Genomic DNA, 12913 nt, shown 5'->3' with positions numbered 1-12913 from the left:
GAGTCTGTTGTGCGTCTCAAGCATTGGGCCCGCCGCGCGATAGGTTTTTCCGAACAGCGCAGTGAGCACGGAGCAATTTCGGGCATTCGTCGCACGACGCAGATGCAGCGTGGCTGGAGACGCGCTCGCTCGCGCGCCAGTTGCCCTCGTTCGCAATCTTTAAGAGCATCTCGTCCTCTCCAGCGGCGAACTCGCTTTCATAGGCGGTCGAACAGCCGACAATACGTTTCTGGAACGCGATAGCGGCGCAGCACGCAAGGCACTGTAATGCTTAAAGCTTGGTCGTGGGACCTCGTGGGCCATAGTTGCTCAGCGCTAGTATGTGAAATCTTCAAAAAGGGTCGCCTGACCGTCGTCGATATTAGGGAGTACGACCCGCGCCCCGTGGCGGATAGGTCGGACTAGAGTATGTTGCTCTACCCGCGCCAAGACGTCGTCGGACTCGATGCGATTTCTCAACCAACGCTCTGTCCACCAGCGGCCGATCTCCTCAGTGCTGCGTTCTGGTTCGTTCATGTCAAAGCAGTACTCAGGTTCATCATCCATCCCAAGGAGGAACTCGCGAAGGTTCCTTACGACCGGAACGCCATACACGATGCGCTGCCGTCCGTGCTGGAGGAGCACGTCGGTCGGAAGTTTGAGCGCGTCGAGCCCGTCTCGGATCTTCCGGAGTTTTGGGCTCACGCCCTCGCCGAAGATGCTGTTGACACGCTGGCCGTTACTAGACTGCTGGACCAAAGAGACGAGGGCTCTGACCGTGTCCGAACTAAATTGCGAAGTCCCGTAGGCGTCTGACTTGCCAAGTTCAAGAAACGCGAGTTGCTCGCCTTTCTTGCCACCGATGCGCTCGGCCGGCATCCGCAACCTGTTGTATTGGCTGGATCCGATCCCGTAGAGCGAAGTCGTCCCTAGGAACACGAGTTCTGATCGCCGGATAATCGGCCGTCCCGCCATCGAGGAAGCGATTTCGCTCTCTTGCTCCAGATATTTATTGCGGTAGGCAGTCACGACCTCCGGGCTGGCTGCGAGCATCGAGACGAGTTTCCCCCCGAGGATCAGATTATAAGGGGCTACCGAGCCGCAAACCGTGATGTCCGCCATTGCGATACCGACGCGGTCAGCTTTGGCTTTCCGCAGGATGTTCTTCACTATCCTGCGCCCATCGCTCGTGTCTAGCAGCGCGCGCACTTCTTCGGCAGTTGGCGGCGAGGACAGGTGCTGCTGAAGAACCATGCGCGATCGGAGCATGTCCACCAGTGAGAGCGCTCGTTTGCTGCGGTAGAGGTGTGTCCGTGCACGCGCCTTCCAGTGCGCATCAGTGCTGCCTGTATCGTCGCGCTTTGTTGAGCGCTTCAGATCCTTCGAACTGGCAAGTCGATGGTGGAGTTCCCGCTGGTTCTCCCCGAAAGCGGACAGATACCGTAGGACCTCCGGCGTCGGAGTGCGGAGGTCGAGCGGAGACAGCAGTTCCTCCTCAAAAAAGTCGTCGAGGTAGATCTCGCCAATCGCGGTTTCCACTGTTTTGTGGAGCCAAATCCCGAGTTCTGCGGACGGCGACTCGCTAGCGAACTCCAAGAACGCCTCTGGTTGCCAGCCTATCCAGGCATCGCGTTCGCGAATTTGCACAATTGGGCTCCCGAGAGACCCGATCCCTATGACTGGGTGGTACTCACGCGCGCGGTCTCGGATTAAGAAGGCCATTGAGCGCCCGGGTGTGGCCGTGTACTGGTTCGTCCATGTGTGGCGGAAGTATCGCCAGATGTCTTGCAGACGGAGCCCGGTATGCTCGCAGTACTCGGCCCCGTCGACGAACTGGAGGTAGGGATTGATCACCTTCCTCAACGCGCGAACGCGATCTTCGCCTTTTAGTGCGCGCGCGGCGCGGAGCGCCTCCGCGAGTTCTCGCCCGTCCCGAATGACCGAGTAGATCGACACTAAATTCCCATTGTGGAAGGACTTCTGCTCCATCCCCTTAATGAATCGCCTCGCTGCGGGTTCTCGCAGTTGCTCATCGCGTTTGATCAGTTCCTGGGCTCGGATGCGCGCCTTTTCGCGCAAAGGGTCGAGTTGATTTTCTGCGGGGCGCTTCACCTCGACGCCGCGCTCCTCGTTGACGCGGATGGACCAGCGCTGCCGAGCCAGGTCAGTCAAGACGCACAGCGCAGCGCGCAAGGCGGCATCGTGCTCGTCTTCGGTGTAGACGCGTAGTAAGCGCTTGAGAGCCTCATCGAAGTTCTCGCCGTCGCCTTCCTCACTCAGCAGTTTTGACAAACTCGCCGCATGGGCGCGGAAGGCCTTCTTCGCGTGGCTGCGCTCTGGGAGTGGTGGTGAGAGCACGACCCAATTGTTTTGTGCTTGGCGGCTCATCCTCTAACCGTTCAGGAAAGTAGCTAGTGTGTCACTCCAACCGGCCCGCAACTGCTCGGCGACTTTGAGAGTCTCTTTGCTCTCGAGCAGCGCCTCGGCACGCGCCGCCGCGAGCAGCAGTAAGTCGATCTGCGATCGCACGATGTCGTCGCTTGGATTGTCCGATTCAAGCAGCGGCTTGTAAACAAGCTTATAGAATGGGTGCTCCGGGTTTAGCACGAGGATCAGCCGGCCTTTGTCGCGCGCGTAGTTGAAGAAGGCCGTCTCGTTTAGTGCAGTAGGGACGATTCGGTACTCGGTCGAGCCACCACAATTGTCGCGTGCGTTCTCGGTTGACGTCAGCTTCTTTCCCAACGCGTCGAGGACCCTCTTGTCGCGAAGCCGCGGCTTCGGCGGCAGCGGCACCAGCATCTCGTCCTTCTCGCTTGCGCGGTATTCAGACCTCGTGAAGCGCTCCGCGACCTTCGCATTTAGGTGTGCCTTTCTCGCGCGGCTATTGAGTGCGCGAGCCATCACCTCCAAATCTGCGCTCAGTGCCTCGATGAGGTGGAGGCGTGGCCGGATTTGCTGCTTCGTGTGGGTGATGCCAAACGCCTCGTCTAGGATTGGGTCGAACTTGATCTCGCAGCGCCACCAGTCGTCGTAGTTCTCGCGGCGCTTTCCTCCAAGGAAGAACCAACCGTAATCCACCTCGCGACCCGCACGTACGATTGATACGCCCGCACCCTTAGCGATCCCGCGGGTTCTCTTCTCCTCGTTACTCAACTTCGACCAATCGTCGACAGGCAGTTCCGAAAAGCGTACCTTCACGATACCGGTGATGCTGGGGTCGTCGGGGTTCGCTGCAACCTCGTAGACCATGTCCTCTGCGAACTGAGTTGCGCCACTGTACAGCGCGGCAGGGTGGAGGAAGAGCGGGTCGATGGGCTGTACAGCGTCGCCGTTCACCTTGATGGACACGCCGTTCCACAAGAAGTGTCGGAACTGCCGCCCCAGAGCCCCCAAGAGTTTCCGTGTGATCGTAGAAATGCGCTTGTGATCGAGCCGGTCGCAGCGCGACCAAGTTACGGCGGTGCCAGACTCATATCCATTTACGAACTCTGGTCGTTTGACCCAACGTGGCTGCGGCACCTCGGTCAGTTTCCCGGCCGCAATCATCTCGAGATCGAGATAGGAAGTGAGTACCTGACCGCGCTTCGAGTTCCAACTATGCACGGTGACCCGCTTAGCCTGGCTCAACGAACTGTTCGGCAGACCCATGCCGTAACGCCCAAGGCCGTCACGATCGTTGAAGCGAGTGCTACCGCCGAACCGAAGCGCAGTCCGCAAGGTCTGGGCGTCCATGCCAGATCCGTTGTCGATAACGGTTAGGACGATCGAGCGCCCGTCCTCTTCTTCGTCCACCGTGAGGGACACCGTGATTGAGGTCGCGCCCGCCTGCAGCGAGTTGTCGACAAGTTCTGCGACAGCATTCGACGTTCCCTTGTACCCCGAGTCGCGGGTCGCCTGGATGAACTTGTCGACGGCGACAATCGAGAAGTCCTGTTGTCTAGTGGTGTTCATTCGCCTGATTCCGTCCCTTCCGCATTCGCTTCTCCCGTCGATCCGACCTCCACTCGCTGCGCCTCCAAGTACCCCTCAAGGTCGCACTCTTTGACGCGGAGTTGACCGCGCTCGCCCACTTTGTAGGCGGCAAGATCACCGCGCTTGATCAGTCGTCGGACCGTTTTCTCGGAGACCTTCATCGCGTCCGCGACGTCCTGAACTGTGAGAAGCTTCATGTTCCTCGCCCCTCGCGAGCATGGCCATCATTGACCAGCAATGTCCATGAAAGACCCTAGACGGGGCCGCATGTCAACGGTTGGTCACATGTGACCCCTCACCTGATCGGACCTTTGGGCGATGTCTCGGTTTGGTCTCTGATCGCCTGGGTCAAATCTGGTCCGTCTCCTCTTCATCCCGCGCGCCGTGCCGATGAAGGTTCTGGAGAGGGAATTGGGGTTCGGTACCTTGTGCGAGATCTGGATGACCCGGGCACAATCGGATTTCAGATATCATCCAACTTGGCTTAGAATTGAGTATCGGCGTCGCGGATCATGAAACGCGTCGTGATCCCTGCATTGGTGCGCCACATCAGTTTGTTGCGGGTCTGCTGCATGGAGTCCGCGTGGAGAGAGTTCGGTATTTGGTACACTTCCTCCGCCATTCCTAAGTCATTGAAATTGCTAGCGTAGAATCCGAATCAAAGAGCGGATTCTGTCACAGCATCCCGTCACAGCGACCTGAGTGTTTGTTCCTTGCTTGAATCCCCCTCATTCTTGGTTCACCGGCGAGGGTGTCCGTAGGGGGCTCCGGCTTTAGGAACTTGCGCAACTGCGCGCGTCCGATTTTCGCGTGCTGTAGGATTGGATGTGCGTCGACCTTCTGCACTTCGACTTCGATCTGCCACGGCCTGTAAGCTGCCATATCGTTAGGTGAGGTTCGTGACGCCGAGCGCTTCGTCGCAATAGGAGCAGCCTGTGACGATGCCGATCGTCACATCGGTCAAGAGGTAAAGATACGCCGACGCTCGTGCGACTTGTCGAGGAATTGTTCGAGTTTGAGCCCCGGGCGTGCCACAGCCCCCGTAGTTGCTGATCGCTAGGCCGACTTGTCGCCACCGATGCTCCGTCTGAGGAGAGCCCAAGCGATGCATGTCGCCAACGCGATCAGCGCTATACCGGTCCAGAACAAGTTTGCCTGCGGAATGGACTGGGCCAGGACGCCGACGACCAGCGCGCCCAGGGCCGGAAGGCCACGGAACATCATCGTGTATACTGACAAGACCTTGCCTCGAACGCGGTCTGACACTTGGGTCTGTAATACGACCTGGCACGCTACGCCATTGGCGACAATCCCACTCGAGACCAATGTCAGTGCAACTATCGAAAGCCATGGCCGGCTTGAGAGCAGGAACAGCGCCATGCTGCCCATGATGGCGAGGCCCGAACTCAGTATTGAGCGTAGAGGAGCAGCATGTCCTGACAGTATGCCAATGGCCACGCCGCCGAGAACCGCCCCAAGCGCTTGGGCCGATGTGAGCCAAGCAAACAATTCAGCCGCCAAGTCCGGTCTCAACGCCAAGCCGTCGGCAAAAGCTGGCAGCAACTCAAACACTGGCCGGATGCACAGCGCCACCGCGGCGAAATAGACGAGCACGACCCGATGCGTGACCGTGAGGTGCGGCAAGACATGCAGCCATCCCAGAGGGTCACTTCCCTGACCCAGATACGTTGAATGTGCCTTGTAACGCAGGCGCGCCAGCAACAGTGCGAAAGCCAGGTAGCTCACTGCATTGAATAAGAGTACCGCCTCGATCTGTCCGCTGGCAATCGCTACGCCTCCCAGCGCGGGACCCGCCATGCGCCCCAGGTTGAAAACGATGGAGTTGAGTGTCACGGAACTTGTGAGCATGTTGCGCTCTACGAGGCCGCCCACCAATACTATTCGGACCGGATGGTCGAACCCATTCAGAATTCCGGTCAACAGTGACAGGCCGACAAGCACGGGCACGCTCGTTGCGCCGAAAAGCACTGCAAGCAGAGCTAAAACAGCGGGGATGACCGAGAATAATTGGAGGCGAAGTGCCAAGACGCGGCGATCCATTCGGTCCGCCATCGTGCCAGCCAAGGGAGCGGCGAAACGGCGGGGAATAGGTCGGCGGCGGCGAGCAGACCGAGCACTGCGGTACTCTTCGAGGTATCCCAGGCGATCCAGTAGATCACCACGCGCTGCGCCCAGGTCCCAACTGTCGATAAGGCGTGGCCGGAAAGGTAGGCAACGAAGGATGGCTGGCGAAGTGGCTCGGCGGCCCGGGGTAATTTCATGGCGCAGTACCAACGGGAGCGCCAAAGCCGACTTCGTCCGCCAATACCGCTTTCTGGTGTCTGAACTCCCTAACCTTCGAGCCCGACGCCGCTCCAGTGCCTTGGAAATGCAACGGAATATCCCTGATGCGCCGGTCGACAGCGCCGGCGGCTTGATGTGGAGAGGTGGCGCCAACTTCATCAAGTTGCACGTGACGACGCGAGAGCGCACTCCGTCCGGCATGCAAGATGGTATTCCCGCTGGCTCGGGCCACGGTGCCAAGACCAGGATCAACATCTCTTCGGACAGCCGCGAGCAGATCGGCCACAACGCACCGGGGGTGCGATGCCGGGCTACCCCCAAGGTGAGACACCAGATGTTCATCCGCAACGCTGCTCTCATTGGGTATGCGGTCCGGCCCCGTTTGATTGTCCGGATAAAAGACAGCGCGAGGTACCGTGGTCGCAGGAATGCAGTAGCGGAGTGCTGCCGGTCCAGCCCCGTACCAACCCGCTCGACCCCGCGGAGGAAGACACGCGCCATCCTTGGTACAATGCGCTTTCATGAAGTACAATAGCAGGGAAGTTGAGGCGCAGCGTTGACTGAGCTTCCAGCGGCATTGGAAAATGTCGCCGCGGCCGAACACCGGCCTCGGAATAGGCGCAGAACTCCGAGAGGGATACTCAACAGGCAAGGCGGAGCGGCGCGTGCCTCAGATCGATCTGCCGCCCATGGCCTGGCTAATTTGCGCGGCAGCAGCTTTTACTTTCGGCATGTTCCGCTCGATCGACTCTTCGGTAAATCGGTTTGTCGGTCCAGTTATTGCGATGGAGCCAAACAGCTCCGCGCCGTCCCGAAAGAGTGGTACGGAGAGGCTCGAAACTTCGGGATCGCGTTCGCCGAACGTTGCGTGATAGCCGCGCTGCCGTATGAGGTCATAGAGCTCCCCCGACTGACCCGAGAAAGCAAGAATGACGTGGCCGGGCGCACCTTTATCGAGCGCAAACGCGTTACCCACCCGAGCGGAGTGACGGATAGCCTGTTTGGAATCGTGCCGGTGCAGGCAGATGCGCATATCTCCCTCTCGGGCATAAACCGCTGCGCTTTCGCCTGTGTCGTCGCTGAGTTTGGCTAACAGCGGTTCGACGATCGGCGTAAGGTTAAAGGTGGACTGATAGAGCGCGCCGAGCTGCACCAGTTTATGTCCAAGCCGCCAACTGGCGTCCTCGTTGCGGACCAGCATATGTGATTTAGCCAGCGAACGCGCTATGCGCAGCACGGTTGCTTTGTCGAGTGCGACGCGCCGGGATAGCTCTCCCAATGTCAGAGAGCGATCGTGTTCGGTGAAGGCCTCCAGCAAGGAGACCGCTCGCTCGACAGCGGCGACGCCAGCAGAATTTCCGGGCATGGCTTCCCTTTTAGGTGACCTACAATTTCGCCTCAGCTGGTACAGCACTGTGCAATACCGAAGCGCGCGAGGGCTAGCCCTCCATGCGCAAAATCCCCGGTTGGAAAGCGTTTCCGGGTTATCGGGTGCGACATCACCTCTCCCCGAAAGCGGCGAAAGCCTGGGGAGATGTAGCGGTAGAAATCCACCTCAGGGAGGCAAGAAAGTGGCTGCGAGGTCACTCAGCCTGCCGATCGGCCTACGGCAGAGCGACCGACGCATTCGGTCCCAGCGACACCAGTCCTTTTTGCCCGCCTCACTAGAAACGTCTCTCACCACTTTGCAGCGCGACGAAACGCTTTGCCAACCTCAAGGTTGACAGCCCTTCCTTTAGCAGGCCATATTAAAAATGAAATAGCGTTGTACCAAGTACAACGGTCGTGTGTTGGTCAACAGCAGCCCGTCTGGCGAGAGCACTGCCATGTTGAACGAGGAGGCACCAATGCAGAGACCCCAATGCGCTGCTACCGGGCGGCACTGCGGCCTGTACGCCAAGGGAGTGAAATGAACTCTAGAGTAATAATAACCGGCCCAAGCCTGGCGGCTGATGCGGTCTCGACCTTGGAGGCGGCCGGCCTCTCACCCGTATTCGTTGATGCCTACAGCTCGGGAGAAGAGTTGGTCGCAGCCGTTCGTCGCGCCGACCCGGTGGCGATCATTTCGCGGATGGGCAAAATTGACGGCGCGGTACTGAATGCTGCGCCACACCTCAAGGTAATCTCCAAGCACGGGGTCGGCGTCGACAATATCGACATCCAGCTCGCCGGGGAGAAAGGGATCCCCGTATTGGTCGCCAGCGGAGCCAATGCGGTGTCGGTTGCCGAGCACGCGATGGCGTTGCTTCTCGCCGTCGCAAAGCGGCTTCCCGCGCTGGATGCCGGGGTGCGTGAGGGACGGTGGGAGAAGCCAGGCTTCAGTGGTCGCGAACTGGCGGGCTCGACACTTGGCATGGTTGCGTTTGGAGCGATCGCGCGGCGTTTCGCCAAGTATGCCCAGTCGTTTGACATCCGCGTTCTGGCATTCGACCCGTTCTGTCCGGCACACGAATTCGTCGCCTCGGGCGTCGAGCGGGTTGGGAGCCTTGAAGAACTGCTTTCGGCAAGTGACGCCATAAGTCTGCATTGCCCTCTCACGGCGGAAACGCGGCACCTGATCAACGCGGACAGCATCGGGTTGATGAAAAGGGACGCGATACTGATCAATACCGCCAGAGGGGGATTGATCGATGAGAGCGCCCTTGTTGATGCTCTTGATGCGGGGCGCCTCGCCGGAGCGGGGCTCGACACTTTCGCGCAGGAGCCGCCGCCGGGAGATCATGCCTTCTGGAGCCAGAGAAATCTGGTCTTGACCCCTCACATCGGAGGTGTGACCCGCGCGGCAAACATTCGTGTGGGTCAGCAGGCGGCCCAGGGCGTGGTTGATTTCCTTCTAGGCAAGGCAATTGAACCCGGCCGCATCGTCAATGCAGACAGCCTGTCAGTGCGTGATGAGATGCGTTCTGCCGCGACCTCCTAACCAAACTGCAATTCAAGGATCACTTCATGCCGATCGGCTTTCGGTTATTCCCGCGCCAAGGTTCAATCGCTCCAGAGCTTGTTGCTCAGTTCAGGGACATCCCGGTTGCCAACGTCAGCGACAGCATGAGCCGGATGAGTGCGGCCGGCCCACAGATTCGGAAGATGCATCGTTCCGGCGTTCTCATTGGACCGGCACTAACGGTCAAATCCCGGCCAGGCGACAATCTCATGCTTCACAAGGCGCTCGACATGGCCGCCCCCGGCGACGTCATTGTGATGGATGCCGGAGGCGATCTCACCAATGCGCTCTTTGGCGAACTCATGCTTGCGCACGCACTCAACAGAAAGATCGCCGGCTTCGTGCTCAATGGAGCGATCCGGGATGCCGACGCCATCTACGAGACAAATCTACCTGTCTATGCAGCCGGAGTAACTCACAGGGGCCCATACAAGGATGGTCCTGGCGAGATCAATGTGCCGATCGCTATTTGTGGGATGGTGGTGAAGCCTGGCGATCTCATTCTGGGCGACAGCGATGGTGTCGTCGCGATCCCGGCGAATGATGCAGAAGACATACTTGTGAAAGCTCGCGCAAAGCAGCGCAGTGAGGCCCAGCAAATGGAGGCGATCAAGGCTCAGACCAATGATCGAACCTGGGTCGACGCCTCGTTGCATCGATTGGGATGCGACTTCCATGGACAGAACTGACTGTCTTTTAACCTCAAGGAGGAGACTTACTCATGCGTTATCGTAACGGATCCGGCTTAGTTGCACTCGCAATAGGCCTGGTGGTGGCGTTTCCGGCTGTCGCGCAGAACTACCCGGGCAGCAATATCAATTTCATCGTGCCCTACCCTCCGGGCGGCGGCACTGACATCCCGGCGCGTATTGTCGTTGATAAGTTGATGGAGCAGACTGGCTGGAACGTCGTCGTTCTGAACCAGCCGGGCGCCGGGGGAACCATCGGGCTGGATCAGCTGGCAAGAAGCAATCCGGACGGCCTTACGATTGGCATGGCGCAAACGTCCAATCTTGCTGTCAATCCCGCCCTTAATCCTGAAGTCAATTACGATCCGCTAACGGACTTCACGCTCCTCGGGCTGGTCACGACGCAGCCGATGGGGATCGTCACCCACAATGGTTCCCCATTTGAAACCTTTCAGGACTTCATCGACGAAGTTCGAGAAAATCCGGGCTCGGTCCTGTTCGGCACGCCTGGGACGGGTACAGTCGCACACATGTCGATCGAGCGTTTGGCGGTGCAGGGTGACCTTGAACTCGAGCATGTACCCTATACCGGCATAGCCCAGGCCATCTCCGATGTCATGGCTGGTGTCGTTGATATCTATATTGGCAGTGTGCCCAGCGTCTTGCCACATGTCACTTCGGGCAGTTTGCGGGCATTGGCAGTGACATCGGCGCAGCCGGACCCCTTGCTGCCCGACGTTCCGACTGTCGCATCATTCGGTTTTGAGGGCTATGAATCATCCGATTGGAAGGCCCTTGTAGGTCCGGCTGGCATGCCCGAGGATGTCCTCGCATCGCTGAACGCTGCTATTGCGGCGGCGATGTCCGACCCGGAGCTGCGCAGCCTTCTCGAGGCTCAAGGCAGCACTGTGCTGAGCGGCGATCCTGAAGAGTTTGCGGCTTTCCTGCCGTCTGAAGTACAGACGTGGGCCGAAGTCGTGGATGCAATCGACATCCAGATCGATTGATGCTGCAGGGGGGATTGCCGAACGGCGATCCCCTCACGCCTTCAGGAAAGCGCCCTCAGTGCACAAAATTGATCCTGACCTCATATCGGGCATGCTGGTCGCGCTTTTCGGCCTGATCGTCGCCATCTATGCCTTCAACCATTACCCTATGGGGACCCTTCGCCGCATGGGGCCCGGTATGTTCCCTGTCGGCCTGGGCGGCCTGATCAGTTGTCTGGGAGGGGCGTTGGCACTCTCGGCACTCTTTCGGCGCGGGCATGTTGCGATTCCCTTTCGGTTCGAGTCACGAACTGCGGTCCTGGTCATCGTCAGTGTCGCCGCCTTCGCGTTGCTCATCCGTTCGGCCGGCTTGGTTCCGGCTGTGATCGCCGTAGTGTCCCTGTCTGCCTTTGCCGATAAAGCGGCGACTTTGAGATCCACACTAGTGCTGGCAGTAGCGCTTTGCGCTTTGGCATACGTGCTGTTCAGGCTGGCGTTGGGTCTGAACCTACCTCTCCTGATTTGGCCAGGTGCATGACCTACTTCGACAATATAATACTGGGTCTTGAGACAGCCCTTTCGCTGTCAAATCTGTGGTGGTGTTTTGTCGGTGTCTTTTTGGGCACCCTTCTTGGGGTGATCCCCGGAATCGGTGTTCTTGCAGCGATTTCGATGCTGTTCCCGCTTACCTTTCAGCTCGATGCAACGGCTGCCCTCATCATGCTCGCCGGCATTTGGTATGGAACCACCTATGGTGGCAGTACCGCAGCAATTCTATTGAATGTGCCCGGGGCCCCGGCCAACGCCATCACGGCGCTTGATGGCTACCCGATGAGCCAGCAAGGCCGCGCCGGAGTTGCGCTCTTTATGACCACCATCGCATCGTTTTTCGGTGGTTCGGTCGGTATCATCCTGCTGATGACCTTTTCGGGGGTCATCAGCAGCGCCGCTCTGCAGTTTTCCTCAGCCGAATATTTCGCCTTGATGCTGCTGGGCCTCGTCGCCGCATCCAACATCTCCAATGGCTCAATGCTCAAGGGCCTCATCATGGTCTGTTTGGGCGTTCTGTTCGGGATTGTCGGCTCCGACATCTATACGGGCATGCGGCGGTTCACATTCGGCGTCGTCGAACTCGCAGACGGAATCGCCCTCATCGCACTGGCCATGGGTTTGTTCGGGGTGGCGGAGGTCATTGCGAGCGTCGGCAAGGTAGATGTCGCCAAACTTGACCCGAAATCACTGTCATTCGCTGCGATGAAGCCATCCCGCAGCGAGATGAGGAGATCTTGGCTGCCGATGATACGTGGATCTGCGGTGGGATCGTTTTTTGGCACGCTTCCGGGGACGGGCCCTTCAATCGCAGCTTTCATGGCCTATGCCGTTGAGAAGCGAAGCTCCAAAACCCCTGAAAGGTTCGGCAAGGGGGCCATCGAGGGCATCATGGCCCCCGAAAGTGCCAACAATGCTGCTGACCAGACCTCATTCATTCCAACGCTCGCCCTGGGTATCCCAGGCAGCGCCACGATGGCGCTGATGCTGGGTGCCTTGATGATCCATGGCATTGCCCCCGGACCACAATTGATGACCGAGCAACCGTCGTTGTTCTGGGGATTAGTCATGAGCTTCTGGATTGGCAACATCTTGCTTTTGGTGCTCAACATACCCCTGATCGGACTTTGGGTGCGCCTTTTGCAAGTGCCCTATCAGTGGTTGTTCCCGGCGGTGCTGATGTTTGTGTGCATCGGTACGTACAGCGTGAACAATAGCTGGTTCGACGTTGTGCTCGTCGCCCTGTTCGGTGGCCTGGGTTACACGCTCCGAACTTTAGGATTCCCCGCGGCACCGATGCTGCTCGGATTTGTTCTGGGTCCGATGATGGAAGAGCATTTTCGCCGTGCAATGCTTCTTGGACGAGGGGACCCCGCAACGTTTATCGAGCGGCCGATCAGCCTTGTCGTTCTGCTCGTGACGCTGGCTCTGCTCCTTTGGGGGGTGCGTCCACTTTTCTCACGCCACAAGCCGGCCTCTCGCTGAAGCGCTCG

10 protein-coding genes are annotated in these 12913 nt (G+C 58.9%); 5 read left to right on the top strand and 5 right to left on the bottom strand.

The genetic code is table 11. The features are described 5' to 3' along the window. Nucleotides 1-315: 315 nt before the first annotated feature. From EMQ25_RS17125 to EMQ25_RS17105, 5 genes are all read right to left on the bottom strand, one after another. Nucleotides 316-2367: a Druantia anti-phage system protein DruA gene (locus tag EMQ25_RS17125; RefSeq protein ID WP_127189835.1), complete on the bottom strand. Its 2052-nt coding sequence runs from the start codon at nucleotides 2365-2367 to the stop codon at nucleotides 316-318. A 3-nt stretch (nucleotides 2368-2370) separates the two neighbouring features. Continuing rightward, nucleotides 2371-3930: an ATP-binding protein gene (locus tag EMQ25_RS17120; protein ID WP_127189834.1), complete on the bottom strand. Its 1560-nt coding sequence runs from the start codon at nucleotides 3928-3930 to the stop codon at nucleotides 2371-2373. Continuing rightward, on the bottom strand, nucleotides 3927-4148 hold the full coding sequence (locus EMQ25_RS17115) for a helix-turn-helix domain-containing protein (protein ID WP_127189833.1): 222 nt from the start codon (nucleotides 4146-4148) through the stop codon (nucleotides 3927-3929). The genes EMQ25_RS17120 and EMQ25_RS17115 overlap by 4 nt, the downstream gene beginning before the upstream one ends. 859 nt (nucleotides 4149-5007) lie before the next feature. After that, nucleotides 5008-6414: an MFS transporter gene (locus tag EMQ25_RS18135; protein ID WP_280177647.1), complete on the bottom strand. Its 1407-nt coding sequence runs from the start codon at nucleotides 6412-6414 to the stop codon at nucleotides 5008-5010. Nucleotides 6415-6925: 511 nt separating this feature from the next. After that, nucleotides 6926-7621: an IclR family transcriptional regulator gene (locus EMQ25_RS17105; RefSeq protein WP_127189831.1), complete on the bottom strand. Its 696-nt coding sequence runs from the start codon at nucleotides 7619-7621 to the stop codon at nucleotides 6926-6928. 543 nt (nucleotides 7622-8164) lie between these two features. Between EMQ25_RS17105 and EMQ25_RS17100 the strand changes: the two genes are divergently transcribed. Genes EMQ25_RS17100 through EMQ25_RS17080 form a run of 5 tightly spaced genes read left to right on the top strand, consistent with a single transcriptional unit; the run spans nucleotide 8165 to nucleotide 12905 of the window. Further along, nucleotides 8165-9175 (top strand): hydroxyacid dehydrogenase, encoded by a 1011-nt coding sequence (locus tag EMQ25_RS17100; RefSeq protein ID WP_127189830.1) that lies wholly within the window; start codon nucleotides 8165-8167, stop codon nucleotides 9173-9175. A gap of 26 nt (nucleotides 9176-9201) precedes the next feature. Beyond that, on the top strand, nucleotides 9202-9885 hold the full coding sequence (locus EMQ25_RS17095; RefSeq protein WP_127189829.1) for an RraA family protein: 684 nt from the start codon (nucleotides 9202-9204) through the stop codon (nucleotides 9883-9885). Between the two features lie 32 nt (nucleotides 9886-9917). Continuing rightward, nucleotides 9918-10892: a Bug family tripartite tricarboxylate transporter substrate binding protein gene (locus tag EMQ25_RS17090; protein ID WP_127189828.1), complete on the top strand. Its 975-nt coding sequence runs from the start codon at nucleotides 9918-9920 to the stop codon at nucleotides 10890-10892. A gap of 58 nt (nucleotides 10893-10950) precedes the next feature. Further along, nucleotides 10951-11409, top strand: a complete 459-nt coding sequence (locus EMQ25_RS17085) for a tripartite tricarboxylate transporter TctB family protein (RefSeq protein WP_204570085.1) — start codon at nucleotides 10951-10953, stop codon at nucleotides 11407-11409. Beyond that, a complete protein-coding gene (locus tag EMQ25_RS17080; RefSeq protein WP_192895693.1) occupies nucleotides 11406-12905 on the top strand; it encodes a tripartite tricarboxylate transporter permease in 1500 nt (499 codons plus the stop codon). Before EMQ25_RS17085 ends, EMQ25_RS17080 begins: the two co-directional genes overlap by 4 nt. Nucleotides 12906-12913 lie beyond the last annotated feature (8 nt).

The organism is Arsenicitalea aurantiaca, from assembly GCF_003994485.1.
Classification (GTDB): domain Bacteria; phylum Pseudomonadota; class Alphaproteobacteria; order Rhizobiales; family Devosiaceae; genus Arsenicitalea; species Arsenicitalea aurantiaca.
This window is presented reverse-complemented; position numbering and strand designations above follow the sequence as displayed.